Here is a 23101-nt window from a genome sequence, read left to right as displayed (position 1 = left end):
TAGGTGTAATTAGGAAGAGAAGCTTTTGCTTCGTTCATCATAAAAGGTCTGGTCCTGCTCCTGATGGTGTGCTTTGAGGTACTCGTCTCTCACTACTTTGGCGGTTTTGTGTTCCTTGGTGTGGCTCCATCCGGGAGGCATGAAAATGTACAGGAATTTGTTTTTTAGTCCGGGAGCACGCCAAACATCCTTGGCTAAGATGATGATTTCACCAAAATAGGCATCTAGGAAGCTGTTTTTTTTCATCTCTCGGGTAATGCCGTATTCGATATTAATGGTTTTGTCTTCCTCTTGGTAGGTTTTAAAAATACGGTCCCAAATAGGCAAGAGGTTACAGAAATTGGTGTCCATGTATAAAGGGTTTTTAGCATGGTGTACCCGGTGGTGCGAAGGAGTAAGGATAATCTTGTTGAGAAAGCCAAAACGACCGTCTTTGGATACATTTTCTCCGATATGGATAAAAGAGCCCCAAGTACCATCAATAAACATAATCAGAAACAGCAAAGCAGGACTTACCCCTAATAATATGCAGACGGTTGTTCGGATCAGGTCAGCATAAGGCGCTTCGAGGAAAAAATGGGCAAAATTAACCGATAAGTTCATGGTTTGCGGCGCATGGTGGGTAGAGTGCAGGCACCAGAATAACCTTACTTTATGGGCCAAAAAATGATAGATAAAATGGCCGAATTCCCATACAATATAGCCGTAGATAAGTCCATACCAGGTGATTTCGAGGCTAAATGGGGCAAACCTACCAAACAGTCCGATGCAAATGGATACCATGCCTATAGAAATGATCCTGCCCACCAAAGAGTTGAGTACTAAAGAGAAGAAAGAGATACGGTAATCTACCAGTTTAAATCTACGGTAAAGCAACATCCTGATGATCTCGAATAAGAGCAAAAAAGGAATGATAGGGCCAATCAAAGCTGTTGTGCCTTTCCAGGTAAGGAATTGGCTGTAATCGTTTGTGCTTAATAGCTTTAAAAAATCACCAAGGCCAAAAAAGCCAATGAGCCAATCTTTGACCCCAATAAAAAAGTTTTCCATTTGGTTAGAGGTATTTGTAAAATTAAATTTACGGCAATTCTATAAATTTTCCAAAAACGTTTTAGTACGGTTACACTGCATAAAAAATCCCGCATCTTTTGAATGCGGGATTTTTTTATGGTGTTTTAGCCAAAACAGCTTTCTGTTTGTCGGCCTGATAGATCTTTTTGTAAAAATCGACCAGTTCATTGTATTTTTCTGGCGGAAATTTTTTAGCTGACATCGTTTGTGTACGCGTGTAGGTAATGGTATTGTCTTTGGTGACGAATTTTGCAGTATAAGTTCCAAATTCAGAGCTAATGCTGATGTCTTTTGGGATAAACTCTACCTTGTAAGATTTAGGCAAGGTAAAGTTGATTTCATCTAGATCTTCATAACTGAATGGAACGGCAAAATAGGTTTTTCTGCTGTCTAGCTTTGCCGGAACACTTTCCCTGCGGTTCACCAGGTTTAAGGTTAAAAATGCCTTATCTCCACCTTTGCTCAGCAATTGATTACTTTTTAGATTAATGTCTTCTGTCATTACAGGAAGCATTTTATTGGCCTGTTCGTATTTGAATGAAACCAATTCGGCACCAGGGATATCATTGCTCTCTATGATTCTTTTTCTCTGTTCGGTTGGCTCTATCAATAGCATACTTAAATAGCTCTCAAATTGAGCATTGCCATAAGTGGCTTTGATAGCTATATTGGCTGTTTCATCATCCGCAAAACTTATTTTTGTTTTCCTGTTCTGAAAATTGTCTTTCGAGTTGTAAATAGGGGTATGTACCAGCTTTCCGCCATCTTCGGTAACCATCAGTACATCTCTATCGGAATTGTCAAAACCGATAAAGCCCATTGGCATGTGCTGACTAGTGCATTCTAAAAATGTAGTGTCGTTTGGCAATGGTACTGATAAAATCATGTGGTTGGCCTGCCCCATGCTAGAATAGGTTGGATTTAAGCCTGGCATGCCATTTCCGATCATAATAAGGTTAGATTTGATGCCCACTTCGTTGAGCAAGGCTTTCATATAATTAGATAATGCTTTGCAGTCGCCATAATTTACTTGAGCCACTTTTTCTGCCAAAATTGGTTTAAAGCCACCAATACCCAGTTGTACGCTTACATACCTAGTGTTTTGTTGCAGGTAGCCGTACAAAATTCTCATTTTGTCTTTTGGCGTTTTAGCATCTTTGGTTAAGTTCTGAACCATCTGCTTGGTAGCAGGAGGGAGGTTATTGCCATTTTCGTTCAACTTATAAATCCATGCTCCAAAATTCTTCCAATTGTTAAAGTTGCCCTGGCTGCCATCGTACTCGAATTCATTGGGCGAAACCTTTACCCAATCTACCACGTTGTCAAAGCCCGTGCTGAAAGGTTCGTTGCTAATGGCAGGTATATTGGCACTAGCCCATTTATAAAGGGTTTTGTCGCCATTTTTTGTCGAATCGGTTTTTAGGTTGGGACTAGCCAAGTATCTTAATTTAACCGAAGGGTTTTTCTGAAGTGTGTATACTGATTTTTCCGTAGAAATGCCATAACCTTTTATCGATCGCCAAGAGGGAAAAGACAAAATACCCTTATAATCCTGGCTGTAGCTATATTCGATAGTATAGGGATAAGTGGTACTGTAAAATTTTAAAAGCTTAAGGCGATTGTCTTCAAAAATGGAGTAGTCAGAAACCATGCTCATGTCTTTGATGTCGGACGATTTATATTCTCTTATCTTTTTGCCACTGGCATCATAAAGTATCGCCTTAATGTTGTAAATGTTTGAAAACTTATCATAGCCTTCGGCCATTTCGGCAAAATCATCTCCAGCTTTATTCAATACGGTGATGGCAATTTTGTAATCCAGTTGACCAGAGCTAATGCTTTTGAAATCAAAAAACTGTTCTTCGGTACGCACAACTGCAACCGCGTCTTTGGTTAAGCTGGGGTAAATTTTAGATGCATCGTAATTGCCTTGGGCATAACTGGACACACTAAGCAATGTGCATAAAAGGCTGGTTATTGTTTTTTTCATCTGTTAAAGTTTGTATTCAGCTACGATGAAGCTGCCATGATTTTAATCATTTCTATAGGTGATTATAAAACCGTGGCGGTTTCATTAGGCTTTCTTTTTGAAGACAATCTGTTCTGCTTGTTTCTGAACGATGGCTTTAAACAATTCTTTCAGGTCAAAATATTCTTCAGGACTATAAATAGATTGGGGAATATCGATCATGCTTTTTACCATTAAGGTCTTGCCTTCGCTAAAATAGCTCATGGTAAAAGACCCCTTATTGTCTGGCAGTTTATAGGTGATGCTTTTTGGCAATTTATCTACTTCATAATCTTCTGGAAAGCTTACCGTAATACGATAGTTTTCCTTCATTGGATAGGCAAAATCAACCGGGAAAAGACGTTCTTCATGTTTGAACATATTTTCTTTGGTGCGTTCGTACAAAAGAGGGGTAAAGTAAATCAGGTTTCCGGCTTCCTCCACGTTGTCCTCAATGGTTACGTCCATAGATTCCGTTAAAAGTTCATCCAAGTTGTTAAGGTTGTCTATTTTGTAATTTGCCAGTTCGAGGCCGTTTTTGTTCTTTTTAAAGTCTTTTAAAAATTCGGTCTCGTTATTGGTAGTTCTGTATTTGTCTCTTAAATGCAGGGCAGCATAGCCTCTGGCATATTGGCTCACTTTTCCTTTCAGCTTGTTTTCCTTATCGAGTACCAAGGTGTAGTTAAACACTTTTTCGCTTGGGGCATTGGCTTCGGTCGGAATCCATATCCCAAAATTCTTTTTAAGGTCGATGGCAAAACCTTGATGGTTAAGGTTGTCGTCGGCTATCATACCCAAAGGCAGGTCTTTGTTGGTGGCATCGAGCAATACGTTTTTATTGTCGATCACTGTAGCAACAATCACGTTATTGAATTTAGATACAATCGGGTAGCCCGGATGTGTACCATTATCGCGAGTGCTCAATAAAACTGCATATGATTGGATTTTGGCTTCGTTAAGCAGGCTCAGTAAACTCAGGTTAAGATCGGCAGAGCTTCCCGATTTTTTCTCGAAAACAGCCTTTGGATTAGTGCCTGTAGTGTAGATATTGTAATCGTCATTCCATTTAAGATTGTTTTTTACATAATCGAAAATGAGTTTCGTCATGGCTAGCGTATCTTTTTCGCCTTTCAATATTCCTGGCAAAACAGATTTGGCATAGGAGTTTTTCCCTACAAATCCGCCAAAATTTTCATCCTGCGCCAAGCCATTTACAATCTTTGGCCAGGTGCCGTTGTAATCTCTGACCATTTCGCCAGGAAAACGGGTCATCTGCAATTCAAAATCGATTGACGGCCTATAATCATCTAATGTGGTAATGTAGGCTTCATCTTTTAATGCAGGTACATTTTCCAGTACATACTGATCGTACATGGCCGATGAGCTGAGGCCGGTTACGTAATTTGCATTGATGCTTTCGTGTTTGGTTTGATTTACTTTGAGGTAGCCGTTAAAATTGGTTTTATAAACCAAGTATTCGGGTATTTTAACATTGTACTCCGTGTAAAGCGTAGGTACTTCACTCTGAAAGCTCCAGCCACGCAGGTTAAAGATAAAATCAGACTTGATGGTATACTTAAACTCAATGATAGAGCCTTCTTTTACGTTTGGCAGGGCAAACTTTTTATAGGTATAATTCTTATTCAGTTCTTCGGTAAACTTTGCATCCTTGGTGAGTTTGCTGGTTACCATTTTGCCATCAACCATATTATAGGTTGCCGCATCCATATTCATGAGCGTTTCTTTTGAATTGCTGCTGCTGCGGTATAAACCGATCTTGTAGTTGGCCAAATCGTAGCCGTTTTTATTGAGGATCTTATAACGTACGTGTTTTTCATATACATAGACAAAACCACCGCCAGAGGATACTTCAAAATAGCAACTGCCTACGTCAAACAGTTTTACGGCTGCTGCTGCGGTATCGGCACCGGGTGCCTTGGCATTGAAATCTTCAGGGGTGATTTTTCCGAACTTGAATTCTTTTTTTTGGGCGTAGCCAACCAGATGGGATACAGTGATCCCTAATAGGAGTAGGAGAGCTTTAATTTTCATGTTTTATTTATCTTGATGCAATGATATGAACATTTCCATAAGTTTTAAAAAAAACAAAGAAATATTTAGTTATTGCTCCTGTAGCAACGTAACTACGCCATCCATTGTACTTACCAAGATCTTTTTCCCATTAATCACATTTACGGTATTTACCATCGAATTATCGATTTTATGGGTCCATAAATTCTGTTGCTTTTTAGGGTCAAAAGCATAAACTACTCCATTTCTGGTACCAAAAAATACTTTCCCTTCTTTCTCTATCAGCATCGATGGCGCGTGTTCGTAGCCAAAGCCTAAGTTCAATCGCCATAAAACACCAGGGTCTGTAGCTTGGGTTTTATAAGCTATCACCTGATCTTGCATGGTTTTGCCATAAATTAGGGTGCTGTCTGCAGAAAGACCGATGGATTCGCGAACACCAGCCTCCTTGTTGCGCCATAAGGTTTGACCATTGGTGGCATCAATCGCGGTTAAAAACCGATCGGGAGCTGCGATATATACAATCCCATTGGTGGCTACCGGTGTAACCATGGCCGGAGAAAACATTCTATTGCCGTTGCCGTTGTTCCATTTCCAGTTCAATTTGCCGGTTTCCAAATTTAATGCGTACAAATGACGGCCCCAAGAACCGAAAATCAGTTGGTTTCTGTAAATAAGCGGTTTGCCTACAATTGCACCTTCAACTTCTTCAAACTTCCAAAGTTCCTTGCCGGTTTTCACGTCGAAAGCCCTAAAGCTATGGTCGCTGCCACCAATAAAAACTTTGCCTTGGCTAACGATGGGCGAGCCCAGAACCGCATTTGCAGTGCTTGCCTTCCAGGCCAATTTACCCGAGTTGAGGTTGATTGCATAAATGTTGCCATCGCCCGAGCCAATAATGGCCAGTTGTTCGGCTATTGCTGCCGATGAATAGATGGCGCCTTTGCTTTGGAAAGACCATATTTTTTTTCCGTTTTGTGCATTGAGCGCTTCAACAAGGCCTAAGCTATTGCCAAAAACAACAACATTGCCACTGTAAGCCGGCGTATTTACCACATTGGCACTCGAATGGTAAGTCCAGCTTGCTTTTACCTGGCTATATTTTTTATTGAGCTCGAAACTCGGACGCTCATAGCTTTTGGTGTCGTTGTTTACAAATGTTTTCAATGCTATTTTTCTCCAAACCGGCAATAGGTTTTCTTGTGGTTTTTTAACAGAGAAATACACCGAATCTTTGCCCATTTCCACAATATTATAGCCACCAATGCTATCTTTAGCCCTCAAATTAGAGCGCCCCATTGTGCCAGGAATCCCTTCGAAATCGTAAGGATGGTTATTGTGTCCGTGTCCGCAGATGATGTATTGGATGTTGTGCTTTTTTAAGCGATCGGTGGCTTCGTACCAATTGTCAAGGCTATTGTCGATTGGGTAATGGTTCAAAAAAACAATGGGCATTTTTGCAGGTGTTTTTTTGAGTACGCCATCTAGCCAAACAACCGCATCTCGTGGAATATGGCCATCAGACATGCGTACATAGGGCCCAGAAGCGCAGGCAATAAAGCGGTAGCCGTTATAGTCGAAAGTAAATTTATCGGCGCCAAATTCTTTGATAAAGCTGACGCCGCCTGATTCAGACCAGCCTGTATCATGGTTTCCCGGAATGATGTAATAAGGCTTTTTCAGCTCGGCTAAAATGCTTTTGGCAAGTTTGAGTTCGTCGTTTGTGCCCATCTCGGTGATGTCGCCAGTAATTACGGTAAAAGCAATATCGGGCTGATTGTTGATATCGGCCACTGTTCTTCTCAGGTCTTCCTCGCCGGTAGTTGCGCCAACGTGCGTGTCGGATACAAAAGCATATTTAAAGCGCTGCGCAAAAAGGGAGAGGCTAAAAAGAGAAAAAAGGGTAAGAAAAATAAGCTTCTTCATCGGAATGGGGATTTGTGATTAAAGATGCTCAAACTTTTTCGGCTACACAAAACGTAATGATATTTTTATATTATTGGATTATATTGTATCTTTGCCCGGCAAATAATAATTCTTAATTTATTTGCTATGCAACTCGACCCCCAAAAATTTATTGCAACTGGTTTAACGTACGATGATGTGCTTTTGGTGCCGTCTTATTCGGAAATTTTGCCCCGTGAAGTGAATACATCCACTTTTTTAACGAAGAAGATCAAGCTGAACGTTCCTTTGGTTTCGGCCGCTATGGATACCGTTACAGAGGCTGCATTGGCTATTGCCATCGCTCAAAATGGTGGACTTGGCATGTTGCACAAAAATATGACGATTGAAAGACAAGCCGACGAAGTGCGCAAAGTAAAGCGTTCGGAAAGCGGTATGATCCAAGATCCAGTTACCCTGCTTGAAAGCTCGATTGTTGCCGATGCCTTTAAAATCATGAAAGAGCATAAAATTGGTGGCATACCTGTAGTAAGCAACGATAACAAATTGGTGGGGATCATTACCAATCGCGATTTGCGTTTCCAAAAAGATATGAACAAGCCGATTGCACAGGTAATGACCAAAGAAAACCTGATAGTTGCACCCGAAGGTACCACATTGTTGCAGGCTGAAGAGATTTTGCAAAACTATAAAATCGAAAAACTGCCGGTTGTGAATAGCGAAGGTTTTTTAAGTGGCCTGATTACCTTTAAGGATATCCAGAAGGTAAAAAACTATCCAGCAGCTTGTAAAGACGAAAAAGGCCGTTTAAGAGTAGGTGCCGCAGTAGGGGTTACTGCAGATACCATTCAGCGTGTTGATGCACTGGTAAAAGCTGGTGTTGATGTAATTGCGATTGATACTGCGCATGGCCACTCTAAAGGAGTTATTGATAAATTAAAAGAAGTAAAGGCCAAATATCCAGACTTGCAGGTAATTGCCGGCAATATTGCAACAGGAGCTGCCGCGAAGGCGCTAGCCGATGCAGGTGCCGATGCTGTAAAAGTGGGTATTGGTCCGGGTTCTATCTGTACCACCAGGATTATTGCCGGAGTAGGTGTACCTCAGCTTTATGCGGTATTCGAATGTGCCAAGGCTTTAAAAGGAACTGGTGTACCGGTTATCGCCGATGGTGGCATTAAGCACACTGGCGATATTTCTAAAGCAATTGCAGCTGGTGCGAGCACAGTGATGGCGGGTTCGCTGTTTGCAGGAGTTGAAGAATCGCCTGGCGAAACCATTATCTACGAAGGCCGTAAGTTCAAGTCGTACCGTGGTATGGGTTCTATCGAGGCAATGGAACAAGGTTCAAAAGACCGTTATTTCCAAGATGTAGAAGATGATATTAAAAAACTCGTACCAGAAGGCATTGTAGGTCGCGTTCCATTTAAAGGAACTTTGGCCGAGGTAATGTACCAGTATGTTGGTGGCTTGCGCGCAAGTATGGGCTACTGCGGTGCTGCTACAATCGAAGCCCTGCAAGAAGCGCAGTTCGTTCAAATTACGGCTGCGGGTATGCGAGAAAGTCACCCACACGATATTACCATTACCAAAGAAGCGCCAAATTATACCAGGTAATAGGCATACGCTATACAAATAGGACGGAGCATCAGCAATGAATGCTCCGTTTTTTTTATGCTTATTTTTTAAATATAAAATATTGATTTTGGCTTATTTATCGAATGTATATTTTGTTTTGTACTAAAAAATGCTTCTAAATAGCCATAAACAGTGATTGGATGATTTTCAATATAAAAAGGATAAAATCACTAAAAGAAAAGATTTTTTAAGCATTAGTTTTGATATAACCAAATATTGTGGCTGTGTTTTGTGTAACATAGTTGTGTATTGACTACTAATTCTATATTTTATGCATGCAAACCAAACTATTACCCTGAGGAGGATCCCTCTGTTTGCTTTATTCTAGCTTGAAATAGGCATTCTAATGATGACCATCACCAAATTAATGCGCTAAAAACTTAACTAACCCTAAAACTTTAAAACGAAAATTATGAAAAACTTTAGAACAATGATGATGTTGACGGCATTTGTTGCTGTATTTGTTGCCTGTAAGAAAGATAAGGAGGCGAGCGAAGAACCAACGCCAGAAGTTAAAACTACCGCAATGGCACCTGAATTTGCCGACATCCAAATGTGTACTGAACTTTATCCTGAAGGCGTAAGCCCAAGAGGCGCGACCATTAAAACAAAGCAGTGGGCCAATGGAACCAAAGTTAAAGTAAGCTTAAATGGAGGAACATCTTTTGTACGCAACAAAGTAATCCAATTTGCAACCACATGGGAAACTTATGCAAACATCGATTTTGAATTCGTAACTAACGATAACACTGCGCCTATTCGCGTAACTTTTGCAAACGACGGTTCATGGTCTTACATCGGTAAAGATGCCCTTTCTATTCCATCATCTCAGGCAACCATGAACTTTGGCTGGTTTAACGATAATACTTCTGATTCGGAGTTTAGCCGTACAACCATTCACGAGTTTGGCCATGCCTTGGGTATGATCCATGAGCATCAGCATCCATTGGTTGCTATTCCATGGGACAAACCAAAAGTTTATGCCTACTATGCCGGTGCGCCTAACTATTGGTCTAAAGCTCAAGTTGACAACAACCTATTCGCAAAATACAGTACTGGCCAAACCAATTATAGCGCCTATGATAAATTTTCAATCATGCACTATTCTGTTCCAGAGCAGTTAACCATTGGCACTTACTCTGTTGGAAACAACACAGTACTGTCAAGTACCGATAAAACATTTATTGCCTCAGTTTATCCTAAATAATAGCATGGCTTCTTATTTGTTTAAAATTTTCAACCTATAAAAACCTAACTAACCTAAAACTTACCAAAATGAGAAATATAAATAAGCTAATGTTGTTTTTTGCAGTTATTGGTGTCCTGGCATCTTGTAAAAAAGATAAACAGGCAGAGGAGTTAACGCAAGAACCTCAAGTTCAATCAAGTTTACAGGGAGCAGATGAAATAGATATGTGTACCTTGCTTACACCAGATGGTACGATGCCAAGAGGTGCTACCGTTAAAGCTAACCAATGGGCCAATGGCACAAAAATAAAAGTGAGCTTAAATGGTGGAACAGCGGCTCTTCGCAACAAGGTAATCCAATATGCTAGCGAATGGGAGCAATACGCAAACATTGATTTCGAATTTGTAACCAACGACAGAACTGCACCGATAAGAGTAGGTTTTGCCAGAGATGGCCATTGGTCATATCTTGGAACTTATGCCAAGCAGATTCCATCTAATCGAACTACTATGAATCTGCAACTCACTTCGTCTTCTAGCAACACAGATATATCTCGTGTGGTTCTTCATGAGTTTGGCCATGCATTGGGTATGATCCATGAGCATCAACATCCTTTAGTGAGTATTCCATGGGATAAGCCAAAAGTTTACGATTATTATGCAGCCACACAGGGTTGGAGCAAAGCCGAGGTTGATCAGCAGCTTTTTGCCAGCTATACCACGGCCCAAACCAATTATAGTGCTTATGATCCTACATCAATCATGCACTATCCTGTAGAAGAAGCACTAACAATTGGTACTTATTCTGTAGGTTGGAATACAGTTTTGTCTAGTACCGATAAAACATTTATTGCCGCGGTTTATCCTAAATAATCACAAACAATTAGTACAAGTGTCCCGGAAACTGCAGTAAACTTACTGCGGTTTTTCGGGTATCTTTATTATTGATGATATTAGAGTTTAACTGCCTATGAAAAACTATGCTCGGATTGGAGTTGCTGTACTGTTGTTTTGTCTTGCCAGACCTTGTTTGGCGCAAGACAGTCTTAAAGGAAAATTCTATGTAGAATCTCATGTTGCCTATAGTCAAACCAATTTGAAATGGTCTATTGCCGGAAACAAGGATGGAGAAAATCCCAATGTATTATCGGAACTGGAATGGGAAAAGCTTAGGGGTGCACAGTTTGGTCTAGACCTGAAATATGGAATTACCAATAAAATAGTGGCCAGAATAGATTTTTCGGCCATGGCTATTGCCTCTGGGCGTGTAACCGATACCGATTATAGCCAGGATGACAGGCAAGGCGTATTCTACCAGGAGTTATTTGACGCAAATAAGGGAACAGCTCTTTCGCTTAAAGCCACAGTTGGCTATACTTTGCTTAAGCTGCGTAATTTTAGCCTAAGCCCATTTTTGGGCTATGAGCTCAAAAAGCAAAATCTTTACTTGTTGGGCAGGGCAGGCGTGGCCGAACAGCAATCGCTAAACAGCAGCTATAAAACCAATTGGCAAGGAATAATATTGGGTACCACTGTAGATTTACAAGTACATAAGCTTAATTTTAATCTTGAGCTCGCTGCAAGTTTGCTTGATTATAAAGCAAAGGCAAATTGGAACCTGATCGACGAATTTGTAAAGCCTGTGAGTTTTAGGCATCGTTCTGATGCGTTTTCGCTATACGGACAATTGAAGGTAGCCTATCGGCTAACTCAAAAATTTGGTCTTTCGCTCAACTTTGGTTCAATTTATGCTAAGGCTTTAACAGGTATAGATGAAGCTTATTACCTGTCGCGTCCCTCTGTACAAACACAGCTGAATGAAGTTAAATCATTTGGCTACAGTGCAGGTGCAGGTTTTAGCTATCGCTTTTAGCCTTATAGTTTTTAATATTGGTTAGCTCTTTTAGATGGATAGACTGCGCATTTAGCGCTAAATAAAAGAATGCAAATCATTTTCTATTGTAATTGTTAATGGACGAAATCAATATCCCCTTATACCATCTACCGAATGATGGTGTGGCAATTGTTGTCAAGACAATTGATCATTTGAATAACTGCGATTGTGGTATACTGCATCGTCATAATTACTATGAGCTAATATTGTTTGAGCAGGGTGGTGGCGAGCAACTGATCGATTTTAAAAAACACGAAATCACTTCTAATACCATTTATTTGATTAACCCCAACCAGGTACATTTAATGGATGAGGCAAAAAAATCGAATGGTTTGATCCTAAAGTTTTCTATAGATTGTTTGGCTACTTTGGCTATCGACCCTTATGTTTTAAACGATATTTGGCAATTACAGCTGAACAGCGAACGGTTCAGGGAGTTTTACGACTTGGCTTTAAACATTGATCAGCATAGTGATTATTCCTTGCCAGGAAACAGGCAAATATCTTTGCATTACCTCTCTATTTTGTTGTTGAAGCTTGCAAATAGCGATGTTGACGAACTGAAAAGGCTTTCTTCGGAAGATGCGGCGGTATTTAGCAGGTTCTCGTCTTTTTTAGAAGAGAACTTTAGAACCAATCGTGCCATCAAGGCCTATGAAGAATTTTTGGAAATTCCTTATAAAAAGCTCAATGCCATTGTAAAGAAAAAAACAGGAAAAACCGTACTTCAGGTGATACACGATAGGCTATTATTGGAAATTAAGCGAATGCTGGCCCATGGAAAGCTTTCGCAGAAGGAAATATCCTATCAGTTGAACTTTGATAGTGCAGCCACTTTTAACCAGTTTGTGAAAAAACAGACTTCATGCACTCCGAATGAAATTAAGCAAAGGCTGATCATCACCTAAATAAAACAGCAATTTTTGTAGCTGTTGATTGATTTTGTTTGGAATCTTATTTGGCAACAACAATTTTTTATCTAAAAATCAGAATAAAATTTTGTTGTTGCTTTTTTTAAAATATATTTGTCTACTTAATCTATAGATATTATATATTTTAAGAATTAATTTAAACCACCTCAGCTTTATGAAACACAAGTACTCCCTTTTTAAGTTTACATTTATTTTTATCCTCTTCCTTTCGTCAACGGCCGTCTGGGCGCAAGGCAACAATTTTATCGAAATCAGCGGCCATATTATCGATAAAGACAGCAAACAGCCATTGGCGGGCATTAATGTGCTGGTTAAAGGTACTGTGAATGGCATAGCCACCGACTCAAAAGGTGAGTTTGTATTAAAAACCAAGGCTAAGTATCCGTTTACCCTGGTTTTTTCTTCTGTAGGCTTCGAAACCCAGGAATTTGAAGTATCCGGACCTAATTCGGCACTCAATATCGAGCTAGTTACCCAAACGCTTTTGGGCAAAGAAGTCGTAGTAACGGCATCGAGGGTAGAAGAAAGCATTTTAAAATCGCCGGTAGCCATTGAAAAATTAGATATCCGGGCCATCCGCGAATCGCCGGCACCTAGTTTTTACGATGCCCTAGAAAATGTAAAAGGCGTACAGATGACTACTTCGAGCATTACCTTTAAGGTACCCAATACCCGTGGATTTAATATTCCGAACAACTTTCGCTTTGTGCAATTGGTTGATGGAATTGACATGCAGGCCGCTACATTGGGGGTACCACTGGGCAATGCCATTGGTCCAACAGAACTCGATATCGCCAGCGTTGAGATCACGCCAGGTGCGGCATCGGCTTTGTACGGCATGAACGCTATTAATGGAATGGCTAATCTCCTAACCAAAAGTCCGTTTTTATACCAAGGCTTAAGTTTTTATCAAAAAACCGGCATTAACCATGTGGGTGGAACAGGCAGAGAACTGAGCAATTTGACCGAAACAGCTTTGCGTTATGCCAAAGCCTTTAACAATAAATTCGCTTTCAAGGTGAATTTCAGCTACCTGAGAGGAACCGATTGGCTCTCAGATACCAGGACCAATCAAAATCCCAATGATTTAAATACGGCCAATCCCTCTTTTCCCGAACTTAATGCCGATAATGACAATCCAGCCTATGATGCCTGGAACAAATACGGCGATGATAGTGGAAGCAATGCCGTAACCTTAACGGGATTGACCATTCCTGGGCATGCAGGCAACCAGAGTATCATTGTAAGACGTACCGGCTATTGGGAAAAGGATGTAGTAAAGCCTACTGTAGATAACCTCAAATTTGATGCTTCGCTCCATTACAGGTTGGGCGATAATGCAGAGCTTTCTTATGGCTATCGCATTGGTAAAATGGACGGTGTTTTTCAACGTGGCAACAAGATCCAGTTGGATAACGTAATCGTGCAAAACCATAAAGTGGAGCTTAAAGGAGCTAATTACTTTATCAGAGCCTATGCTTCTTTAGAAAACACGGGCGACTCTTATAACATTAAGCCCTTGGTTGATAACCTCGACATCACCAGTGGCGGTACTAATAGTGTTTGGGGCGCCAAATATAAAACGGCCTTACAAACTGCACTCAATAATGGATCAACCTTGGCCGATGCTTTGCGCATTGGTCGCACAGCTGCAGATGCCAGTAGGGTAGTTCCGGGAACTCCAGCTTTCGAACAGCTAAAAAATACGATCATTGGCATTAATAACTGGGACCATAAGGCAGTGGTAGGCGGAGATGCGCCGGCAACAGGAGGAGCTTGGCTAAGTCAAAAAAGCCATACCTATCATGCCGATGGACAATTGGATTTATCGCACAAAACCAAAGTATTCAATCTGTTGCTGGGTGCCGATGCGAGAATTTACGAGGTTATTCCAGACGGAAACAACTTTGTGGACTTTAAGCGCCCAATTGCAGATAGAAACAAGCCTTTGGCCGATGGAAGTTTTGGAGATAACGTATATTATAAGAAGTTTGGTGCCTTTGCACAGGTAACCAAAACCTTGTTCGACGAGAAATTGAAGCTTTTTGGTTCACTGAGGATAGATTATAACCCAGAATTTACCGCTAAGCTTAATCCGAGGGTGGCTGCGGTTTATACCGTGGCCCAAAAGCATAACTTTAGGGTGTCTTTCCAAAATGGCTACCGTTTCCCAGCCTTGTTTGAAGCCATTTCGTTCGTAAATAACGGAAACATCAGGCGCGTGGGCGGCTTGTCATATATCAACGAAGGATTAAACTACCTCGACAATTCTTATACGTTAAACTCGATCAATAATTTTAATGCGGCGGTAAATAAAGACGTGGCTGGAGGACTAACGACCAATGCAGCGGCATTGAAAAATAGAAGCCTGCTCGAAATCACCAATCTTTCGCCTACCAGGCCAGAGCGGATCAATTCTTTCGAATTTGGTTACAAAAGCGTACTGCTAGAAAATAAATTGGTGTTGGATATCGATGCCTATGTTAATCAGTACAATGGATTTTTGGGTCAGGTAGAAGTGGCAGTGCCTTATGCCACAGGTTTAACCTCGCAAGTTAAGGTCGGATCAGATGAAGCAGTAATTGCCATGGTACAATCTAACAGAAATACGCAACAAACGCGCTATAGGGTGTATACCAATGCCAAAAACCAATACAATAACTATGGATCTTCGTTAGGAGTAACCTATAATTTCTACAAACAGTTTACCATCGCCGGGAACGTGAATTACAATGACATTTCAGAAAACAAAAACAAAGATGTTTTTGTAACTGGCTTCAATACCCCAAATTGGGCCACTAATATTTCTTTTGGCAACAGGGAAATCGTAAAGAACTTTGGATTTAACCTGCTTTGGAAATGGCAAGAGAAATTTTTGTGGGAAAGTCCTTTGGTTAATGGCGAAGTACCCGCATTTAATACATTTGATGCGCAGGTTACTTATCGCATTCCGCAAAACAAAGCGACCATTAAATTGGGAGGGACCAACATCTTCAACAAAAACTACGTGCAATATGCCGGCGGACCAACTTTGGGAGCTCTATACTACGTAGCAGTAACTTTTGACGGCTTGTTGGTGAAGTAGTTTTAGCCATAGGCGATAGTCCATAGTTTGGAATCCGTAGTCTAGTTGCCATTAACTATCAACTATGGGTCATGACTATGGACTATTTTCATATTTTTGCATCAAAATAAAAGATATGAAATCCATCTGCGTTTATTGTGGTTCAAATTTTAATGGTGATGCTACCTTACAAAAAGCAATAGAAGACTTGGCGCTTACACTGGCTAGTCAGCAAATTACGTTGGTTTATGGCGGGGGGAGCGTTGGGGTTATGGGCGCTATTGCCAATAAGGTGCTTGAAAATAAAGGCGAAGTAATTGGCGTTATTCCACAGTTTTTGATGGATAAGGAAGTAGGACATAAGGGACTTACCCAAATGATAATTACCGAGAATATGCATCAGCGCAAACAGAAAATGGCCGATCTTTGCGATGGCTTTATCATTCTGCCTGGAGGTTTTGGTACTTTGGAAGAATTTTTTGAAGTATTAACCTGGCTGCAGTTGGGGCTACATGCCAAACCGATAGGCGTGCTGAATGTAAGCGGATTTTATGATCACCTATTTCTACAAATGGATGTAATGGTTCAAAACCGTTTCTTAAAGCAAGCCAATAGGGATTTGGTTTTTAATGAAACAGATCCGGCTACCTTGGTAGAAAAAATGAAAAACTTTTCGGCTAAGCCTGATGAGGTTTGGTTTAGAGACCGCAATTTGACTTAGGAATACCTCCCGCAGGAGGGAATAGAGTGTCTTATTACCCTCTTTTAGGGGGTGGTCAAAGACCGGGGGTGTTAAACTGGATAAAATAATATAGAGAAGGCTAATAAATCACTATCCTGATAGTTTATCCTACAAAAAGTTATCCTTGGTAATTTCCCAGGTCCAAGGTTTTTTAAAATCGCTTAAGGTACGCAGTTCTGTAAAATAGAGTATCTCTTCGCTGGTTCGATTGGCCGCATTTCTGGCAAACAGGTTACCATCAACCTGCTTTAATCGGCGGTCTATAAAATCATAGGTTTTATCACTCATTTCGCCAGAAGTAACGTTATAATAAGTGTTGTTTGCCTTCACAAGTGCCCATTGCTTATTTTGATACTTAAACTCGTAGGCTAGTTTCCAGCGCCAATCTCCGCCACCTTCAAATAAAAGATTTAAAGTATTGTTTTTGATGCCCAGTTCTTTAAACGGCTCGCCTAAGGCTCCACCTTCTTCAGACCGAAGCATAAAATTATTGTTTTGTAAAGCCAATTGATAATTCCCTAGCCGCTTATTCTTAAAAAATACGGCCAAAATTCGGGGTTTTTGAAACTCTTTGATCAGCTCTGTTTCACTATCGCCATAAGCCCTTTTTTCGGTAATGGCATGGTTATATTCGAGTACCAGCACCATGTCGTCCACTAAATCATTGTTCAGGTCGCCATAGGCTGTATCGATAGCCTTCCAGTTGTTGGGAACAAATGCACTTACAGATTTACCCTGTACAGCTAGTTTAGGATAGCTGAAGTTCTGTGCATGGGCAAACTGCAGGCAACAAAAGCATAAAATAAGGATTAGGTAGCGCATCTCTATTCAAACGTTAAAAAAGTTAATTTAGCATGCACCGCCTCTTAAACTAAATACCAAACAGGGTTTTAGTTTTAAGAATATATCGGTTAACTTGCTCGCGTGGACCGGTATGGTTAAAAATCATTTAGCCCAGGCTCCACCTGCCAAATAAATAAACAACACAGATGGACATAGAATTCAATAAAAACGAAGACGGAAATAAGCAATTGGTTTACGATTTGAAAACCAGGCTAAAAAAGATATATAGTGGTGGGGGAGAGAAAAATGCCCAAAAGCAAAAGGAAAAGGGCAAGATGCTGGCAAGAGAGCGCATTAAGTACCTTATCGATAAGGAGAGCGAGTTTTTAGAGCTTGCTGCTTTTGCTGCCGATGGGATGTATGTTAACGAGGGTGGTTGTCCAAGCGCAGGTGTTGTGGTTGGTATTGGCTATGTTTCGGGCAGACAGTGCATGATTGTGGCCAATGATGCTACCGTAAAAGCTGGCGCATGGTTTCCGATGACGGCCAAAAAGAATTTACGGGCGCAGGAAATCGCCATGGAAAACCGTTTGCCCATCATCTATTTGGTAGACAGTGCCGGAGTTTATTTGCCTATGCAGGATGAGATTTTTCCAGACAAGGAACATTTCGGCAGGATATTCAGAAACAATGCCATCATGTCCTCAGAAGGAATTGTCCAAATCTCGGCAATCATGGGTTCGTGTGTTGCCGGAGGCGCCTATTTGCCGATCATGAGTGATGAAGCGATGATCGTGGAAGGAACAGGTTCCGTATTTTTGGCTGGTTCTTATTTAGTAAAATCGGCCATTGGCGAAAGCGTAGATAATGAGACTTTGGGCGGGGCTACCACGCATTGTGAGATTTCGGGTGTTACCGATTATAAACATCCGAACGATCAGGCTTGTTTAGATAGCATCCGCAAGATCATGAGTATGTTGGGGGCTCCCCAAAATGCAGGCTTCGACAGGATAAAACCAGCGATGCCAAAGCTCGACGAACAGGAAATTTATGGCATTTTGCCAGATAACAGGGAGAAACCTTACGAAATGAGGGATATCATCCACCGTTTGGTAGATAATTCTGAATTTGAAGAATATAAAGCCTTATATGGCCAAAGCATTGTGTGTGGATTGGGCAGGGTTGATGGCTGGGCTGTGGGCATTGTAGCCAATCAGCGTAATGTGGTCAAATCTAAAAAAGGCGAAATGCAGTTTGGCGGGGTAATCTATTCCGACAGTGCCGACAAGGCTACGCGCTTTATCATGAACTGTAACCAAAAGAAAATACCATTGGTGTTTTTGCAGGACGTAACCGGTTTTATGGTTGGCAGCAGGTCTGAGCAAGGAGGAATCATCAAAGATGGCGCGAAAATGGTAAATGCAGTAGCCAATTCGGTAGTACCCAAATTTACCATTGTAATAGGCAACTCTTATGGCGCAGGCAATTATGCCATGTGTGGCAAGGCCTACGATCCTCGATTGATTTATGCCTGGCCGAGTGCAAAAATTGCGGTAATGGGTGGCGCGCAGGCGGCCAAGGTATTGCTACAAATTCAACAGGCCTCTTCCAAAGCCAAGGAAGAAGTATCAGATCCAGAAAAAGAAAACGAACTGCTCAATCAGATTACAGATCGCTACAATAGTCAAACAACACCTTATTATGCGGCTTCAAGGCTTTGGGTGGATGGAGTAATCGATCCTTTAGAAACCCGAAAGGTGATTTCGATGGGTATCGAAGCCGCCAATCAATCGCCCATAAAAAAAGCTTTTAATGTTGGTGTTATCCAAACCTGATTTTTCGTATATTGCTTTTGCAAATGAAAAATGTCCTATTCTCCCTTTTACTGCTTGCCTCTCTGGCAGCCGGAGCGCAAGTGCGTCCAGTATATTTTATTGACGACAAGCTCACTACCAATAAGGATAGCGCAACTTATTATGGCGTTTTTGGTAAAGTAAGTACAGATAGCGTATGGACCTTAAAATTGTACGACCTTTATGATAACCTGGTACAGGTTGGCTTTTATGCAGATTCTTTGTTGGAAGTTCCCACAGGCAAATTTTTATATTACAGCTCCGTTGATCGTTTCAACTATGACAACGATGAGAATTTTTACCTAAAGCAAACCGATCGCTTCTTGTCTGAGCAAGGCCAATATGTAAATGGCAAAAAAAATGGCAGATGGATCGAATTCTTTCCCGATGGAAAAATCAGAAGCATTCAGCCCTATGTTTCTGGCTTGAAACATGGAGAATACAAGCTGTTTAACCGAAGGGGAAAGCTATTGGTGGCCGGACAATATGCATTGGACCTCAAGGAAGGTGAATGGAAGTATTTGGAAGGCAAAAAGGAAACCTATGCATCGGGAATATTAACAGCGATTAATAAACAACCATAATTCAGCTCAAAAAAATAGTTGAAATGAAAAAATATCTGCTCTTTTTTATTGTAGGCATAATTGGGCTTACAGCGCAGGCTCAAATGAAGCCCGTGTACTTTATAGGCGATGAAGTAACAAGAGATGCTTCTAAAGCCACATCTTATGGTGTTTACGGGAAATTAAGTACCGAAGATTTGTGGGTGCTCAAGAGGTATGACCTCTACGACAACCTTACGCAAACCGGTACGTATAAAGATGAGGTTTTGAGTATTCCGCATGGCCAATTTGTGTTCTACATGGATCTGAACTATTTTAACTTATTGGGCAAAGAAAATTTTAAGCTGAAAAACAAAACCAGGTTCAAATACCAGGAAGGTTCATTTGTTGATGGCCTGGAACAGGGAAAATGGGTGCTATATTATCCAGATGGAAACATTCTGAACGAACAGAACTACAAAGACGGCAAGCTAAATGGCGAGTTTAAAACGCTTGATAGGCTTGGAAATATCATTTTAAAAGGGAATTATGTAATGGGTGAGAAGGAAGGCGAATGGATTGCCGAAAAAGGAACCAAAAGATATATTTATGAAAAAGATGTACTCAAGTCAAGCGAAGATATCAAACGTCAAAAAGGAAAACAAAATATAAAGAACTAGTTAATGAAAATATTTGTCGCCCTATTGCTTTCGCTTTACGTAACTAAAGGCTTTGCCCAAGCACCTGCAACCATCCACCAACAAGCCATAGTAGTTGATACCCATGGCGATATCCTCTTTAACCAGATCAAATCAGGCATTGATATCGGCAAGCTACAGGCTACAGGTAATTTTGACTTGGTTAGAGCTAGAAAAGGCGGATTGGATGTGCAGGTCTTTTCTATTTGGTGCGATGAAACAGGAGGCTTTGATTTGGCCAATCGCGAAATAGATTCTTTGTATAGACTCATTCAACGTTACCCACAACAAATCGCCTTGGTAAAAAACGCAAATGAACTCACGCAAGCTGTTAAAGACAAAAAGCTGGCCGCTATGATTGGTGTAGAGGGCGGTCACATGATCGAAAACGACCTGGCGAAATTAGATGCACTGGCCAAAAGAGGGATGATTTACCTCACGCTAACCTGGAACAACAGTACGTCTTGGGCCAGCTCGGCAGCAGAGGAAACCTCCGGCAAAGTTAAACCTGCCAATGCCGGATTAAACGAATTGGGCAGAAAAGTAGTACAAAGATTGAATGAATTGGGTGTATTGGTCGACTTGTCGCACGTAGGCGAAAAAACATTTTTTGATGCCATTCAAACTTCAAAGAAGCCAATATTGGTATCGCACAGTTGCGTATATGCCCTTAATCCGGTTTCACGCAACCTAAAAGACGAACAAATCAAAGCTGTAGGCAAAAATGGGGGCGTAATTTCGCTCAATTTTTATAGCGGTTTTTTGGATTCGACTTACGATGCGAAGCAAAAGCGTTTTTTTGCAAAGTATAACGATGAACTCAAAACCCTAGGCAGCAAATATGGCCGTAGCAATGCAATTGATACCCTTATTGCCAAACACAGGGCAGATGCCGATGCCACAAGGCCTTCTGTTGAGCTGTTGGTTGATCATATCGATTATATCGTTAAAATGATTGGTGTAGACCATGTTGGCCTGGGTGCAGATTTTGATGGTGCCGAATCTTTCCCTTTGGGCATTGATGGAGTGGCCGATTATCCAAAAATTACTGCTGCGCTGATTAAGCGAGGCTATAAAAAAGAAGCAATTGACAAGATACTGGGTGGCAATTTTGTCAGACTGCTTAAAGCCAACGGCCGTTAACCTATGAATTTAATGAAATAATGGAAGGATCAAATCAGTTGCTTTTCTTTTTTAGTGCTTTAGGTGCTTTTAATGGTTTTTTACTTTCAATATATTTTGCCATACATGCAAGAAAGAAAACTTTTGCAAACTATTTTTTATCCCTTTTGCTACTGGTTCTCAGTATCAGGATTATTAAATCAGTATTTTTGTATTTCAGTCCGCAATTATCCAATGTTTTTATACAGGTTGGGCTCTCTGCTTGTGTACTGATTGGACCATTTCTTTTTTTATACCTGAAATCGTACAGAGAAGATGAAAAACCTAATTGGACAAAGCATGTGATACCTTACATCACAGCAATAACCATTATAGGTCTTTTTTATCCCTATGTTGAATATCGTCTAGTTTGGAGAACATGGATCATCAAAGCAATACATGCCCAATGGTTTATTTACATTATTTTGGCTTTTAAATATATTCAGCCTATCATTCAAAAATTTAAGGAGAAAGAAAGGTTAGGCAAAATTGATATATGGTTGCTGAGCATCTATTTAGGGGTCGCATCAATATGGCTGGCCTATGTTACCTCAGCTTATACATCTTATATAGTTGGAGCCTTGTCGTTTACATTTATTTTATACGTAATCGTATTGCTTTTGATTTTTGGAAACAGCAGTGAAACCTCTTTTTTTAAAGAAAAGGAAAAATATAAAAACAAAGAAATTGACCAAACAACGCTAGATATCATCTGCCAAAAACTGAATATCATCATTGAAAAAGAACTCTTTCTTAATCCGAACTTCACGCTTCATGAGGCTGCAAAAGAGCTGAAAGTAACAAAACATATATTATCTCAATATGTAAACGAAGTATTGGGCAAATCTTTCTCAAACCTCATTAAAGAATATAGAATTGAAAAAGCAAAGAAGCTATTGGAAACCGAGAAAAACTATACCATCGAGAGTTTAGGCTATGATAGTGGTTTTAACTCAAAATCAACCTTCTTTACCGCGTTTAAAAAAATAACAGGCCTAACCCCCGCGGCCTATCAGAAATCATATTCAAAATGAGGTCTATATTATAGCATCAAACTTCTACTTTATAAATTAAAGCCTTTAAAGTAAGAGTATTCCAGACATTTATACTCATTATTTAACAATTTAAAAATTTAAAAAATGAGAAAAGTATTTTTATTTATCGGACTTAATCTTTTGTTTCTAAATGTAAATGCCCAGGTAGACGATACTACAAATGATTGGCATTTGATTCAAAAACGTTAAACCTTTACATTGATGGGCAGGCTACCAGCGACTCGGTTAAGGGGATAACGAGTTTGAATTTGTACCTAAATCTCAGTATCTCGTAGGCTGTAAAAAACGTGATACTAAACCCAGCAATTGGTCCGCCCGTACAGTATTTATCGATATTTCAAACGATGTAAAAATTATACTTGGCAAGAATTGCCAAAAGCGGAAAAAAAAATAAAACACAGTTGCTAACATGGGTTGAGCTATTGTTATCAAAATTCCTTATACTGATATAGTCAAAACCGATATATTTCCCATCTTATTTTCACATTTTAGGGCAGGTTTTGTCTATCGAAACTTAAACCGTATTTTTGTATAAA

Annotated in this window: 17 protein-coding genes; 12 read left to right on the top strand and 5 right to left on the bottom strand. The window is 40.4% G+C overall.

Annotated elements, in window-relative coordinates:
- Nucleotides 1-9: 9 nt before the first annotated feature.
- The 4 genes from AC570H_RS08840 to AC570H_RS08825 all read right to left on the bottom strand — a co-directional run bounded on the left by AC570H_RS08840 (nucleotide 10) and on the right by AC570H_RS08825 (nucleotide 7036).
- On the bottom strand, nucleotides 10-1050 hold the full coding sequence (locus tag AC570H_RS08840; RefSeq protein ID WP_497353805.1) for a sterol desaturase family protein: 1041 nt from the start codon (nucleotides 1048-1050) through the stop codon (nucleotides 10-12).
- A 115-nt stretch (nucleotides 1051-1165) separates the two neighbouring features.
- A complete protein-coding gene (locus tag AC570H_RS08835; protein ID WP_497353803.1) occupies nucleotides 1166-3061 on the bottom strand; it encodes a DUF3858 domain-containing protein in 1896 nt (631 codons plus the stop codon).
- 84 nt (nucleotides 3062-3145) lie between these two features.
- Nucleotides 3146-5131 carry a DUF3858 domain-containing protein gene (locus AC570H_RS08830; RefSeq protein ID WP_497353801.1) on the bottom strand — a complete coding sequence of 662 codons (1986 nt, stop codon included), beginning with the start codon at nucleotides 5129-5131 and terminating at the stop codon, nucleotides 3146-3148.
- Between the two features lie 69 nt (nucleotides 5132-5200).
- Nucleotides 5201-7036, bottom strand: coding sequence for an outer membrane protein assembly factor BamB family protein (locus AC570H_RS08825; protein WP_497353799.1), 1836 nt, complete (start codon nucleotides 7034-7036; stop codon nucleotides 5201-5203).
- Nucleotides 7037-7162: 126 nt separating this feature from the next.
- Between AC570H_RS08825 and guaB the strand changes: the two genes are divergently transcribed.
- The 7 genes from guaB (at nucleotide 7163) to AC570H_RS08790 (ending at nucleotide 16452) form a co-directional block, all read left to right on the top strand.
- Nucleotides 7163-8632: an IMP dehydrogenase gene (gene guaB, locus AC570H_RS08820; protein WP_497353797.1), complete on the top strand. Its 1470-nt coding sequence runs from the start codon at nucleotides 7163-7165 to the stop codon at nucleotides 8630-8632.
- 433 nt (nucleotides 8633-9065) lie between these two features.
- On the top strand, nucleotides 9066-9860 hold the full coding sequence (locus AC570H_RS08815) for a M12 family metallopeptidase (RefSeq protein ID WP_497353795.1): 795 nt from the start codon (nucleotides 9066-9068) through the stop codon (nucleotides 9858-9860).
- 68 nt (nucleotides 9861-9928) lie between these two features.
- The gene (locus AC570H_RS08810; protein WP_497353793.1) at nucleotides 9929-10714 is read left to right on the top strand and encodes a M12 family metallopeptidase; all 786 of its coding nucleotides are present in this window, start codon (nucleotides 9929-9931) and stop codon (nucleotides 10712-10714) included.
- A 97-nt stretch (nucleotides 10715-10811) separates the two neighbouring features.
- Entirely contained in the window at nucleotides 10812-11714 is a 903-nt protein-coding gene (locus AC570H_RS08805) for a hypothetical protein (RefSeq protein WP_497353791.1), read from the top strand.
- A 98-nt stretch (nucleotides 11715-11812) separates the two neighbouring features.
- Nucleotides 11813-12643, top strand: coding sequence for a helix-turn-helix domain-containing protein (locus AC570H_RS08800; protein WP_497353789.1), 831 nt, complete (start codon nucleotides 11813-11815; stop codon nucleotides 12641-12643).
- A 178-nt stretch (nucleotides 12644-12821) separates the two neighbouring features.
- Nucleotides 12822-15752: a TonB-dependent receptor gene (locus tag AC570H_RS08795; protein WP_497353787.1), complete on the top strand. Its 2931-nt coding sequence runs from the start codon at nucleotides 12822-12824 to the stop codon at nucleotides 15750-15752.
- Between the two features lie 115 nt (nucleotides 15753-15867).
- On the top strand, nucleotides 15868-16452 hold the full coding sequence (locus AC570H_RS08790; RefSeq protein ID WP_497353785.1) for an LOG family protein: 585 nt from the start codon (nucleotides 15868-15870) through the stop codon (nucleotides 16450-16452).
- Between the two features lie 129 nt (nucleotides 16453-16581).
- Here AC570H_RS08790 and AC570H_RS08785 read toward each other — a convergent pair whose 3' ends face one another.
- Entirely contained in the window at nucleotides 16582-17295 is a 714-nt protein-coding gene (locus tag AC570H_RS08785; protein WP_497353783.1) for a hypothetical protein, read from the bottom strand.
- A 167-nt stretch (nucleotides 17296-17462) separates the two neighbouring features.
- On the opposite strand from AC570H_RS08785, the gene AC570H_RS08780 reads away from it, so the two are divergent.
- From AC570H_RS08780 to AC570H_RS08760, 5 genes are all read left to right on the top strand, one after another.
- Nucleotides 17463-19091 carry an acyl-CoA carboxylase subunit beta gene (locus AC570H_RS08780; RefSeq protein ID WP_497353781.1) on the top strand — a complete coding sequence of 543 codons (1629 nt, stop codon included), beginning with the start codon at nucleotides 17463-17465 and terminating at the stop codon, nucleotides 19089-19091.
- 23 nt (nucleotides 19092-19114) lie between these two features.
- Complete coding sequence (locus tag AC570H_RS08775; protein WP_497353779.1) at nucleotides 19115-19693, top strand: toxin-antitoxin system YwqK family antitoxin; 579 nt, start codon at nucleotides 19115-19117, stop codon at nucleotides 19691-19693.
- A 23-nt stretch (nucleotides 19694-19716) separates the two neighbouring features.
- On the top strand, nucleotides 19717-20331 hold the full coding sequence (locus AC570H_RS08770) for a toxin-antitoxin system YwqK family antitoxin (RefSeq protein WP_497353777.1): 615 nt from the start codon (nucleotides 19717-19719) through the stop codon (nucleotides 20329-20331).
- A 3-nt stretch (nucleotides 20332-20334) separates the two neighbouring features.
- Nucleotides 20335-21492, top strand: coding sequence for a dipeptidase (locus tag AC570H_RS08765; RefSeq protein WP_497353775.1), 1158 nt, complete (start codon nucleotides 20335-20337; stop codon nucleotides 21490-21492).
- Between the two features lie 320 nt (nucleotides 21493-21812).
- Nucleotides 21813-22544 (top strand): helix-turn-helix domain-containing protein, encoded by a 732-nt coding sequence (locus AC570H_RS08760; protein ID WP_497353773.1) that lies wholly within the window; start codon nucleotides 21813-21815, stop codon nucleotides 22542-22544.
- The last annotated feature ends 557 nt before the right edge of the window (nucleotides 22545-23101 follow it).

This window comes from Pedobacter sp. B4419 (assembly GCF_059693725.1).
This window is presented reverse-complemented; position numbering and strand designations above follow the sequence as displayed.

Coding starts and splice junctions, on each gene's coding strand:
- AC570H_RS08795 (WP_497353787.1), top strand. CDS start 12,822: ATGAAACACAAGTACTCCCTTTTTAAGTTTACATTTATTTTTATCCTC.
- AC570H_RS08825 (WP_497353799.1), bottom strand. CDS start 7,036: ATGAAGAAGCTTATTTTTCTTACCCTTTTTTCTCTTTTTAGCCTCTCC.
- AC570H_RS08785 (WP_497353783.1), bottom strand. CDS start 17,295: ATGCGCTACCTAATCCTTATTTTATGCTTTTGTTGCCTGCAGTTTGCC.
- AC570H_RS08790 (WP_497353785.1), top strand. CDS start 15,868: ATGAAATCCATCTGCGTTTATTGTGGTTCAAATTTTAATGGTGATGCT.
- AC570H_RS08840 (WP_497353805.1), bottom strand. CDS start 1,050: ATGGAAAACTTTTTTATTGGGGTCAAAGATTGGCTCATTGGCTTTTTT.
- AC570H_RS08830 (WP_497353801.1), bottom strand. CDS start 5,131: ATGAAAATTAAAGCTCTCCTACTCCTATTAGGGATCACTGTATCCCAT.
- AC570H_RS08770 (WP_497353777.1), top strand. CDS start 19,717: ATGAAAAAATATCTGCTCTTTTTTATTGTAGGCATAATTGGGCTTACA.
- guaB (WP_497353797.1), top strand. CDS start 7,163: ATGCAACTCGACCCCCAAAAATTTATTGCAACTGGTTTAACGTACGAT.
- AC570H_RS08810 (WP_497353793.1), top strand. CDS start 9,929: ATGAGAAATATAAATAAGCTAATGTTGTTTTTTGCAGTTATTGGTGTC.
- AC570H_RS08765 (WP_497353775.1), top strand. CDS start 20,335: ATGAAAATATTTGTCGCCCTATTGCTTTCGCTTTACGTAACTAAAGGC.
- AC570H_RS08800 (WP_497353789.1), top strand. CDS start 11,813: ATGGACGAAATCAATATCCCCTTATACCATCTACCGAATGATGGTGTG.
- AC570H_RS08775 (WP_497353779.1), top strand. CDS start 19,115: ATGAAAAATGTCCTATTCTCCCTTTTACTGCTTGCCTCTCTGGCAGCC.
- AC570H_RS08805 (WP_497353791.1), top strand. CDS start 10,812: ATGAAAAACTATGCTCGGATTGGAGTTGCTGTACTGTTGTTTTGTCTT.
- AC570H_RS08780 (WP_497353781.1), top strand. CDS start 17,463: ATGGACATAGAATTCAATAAAAACGAAGACGGAAATAAGCAATTGGTT.
- AC570H_RS08815 (WP_497353795.1), top strand. CDS start 9,066: ATGAAAAACTTTAGAACAATGATGATGTTGACGGCATTTGTTGCTGTA.
- AC570H_RS08835 (WP_497353803.1), bottom strand. CDS start 3,061: ATGAAAAAAACAATAACCAGCCTTTTATGCACATTGCTTAGTGTGTCC.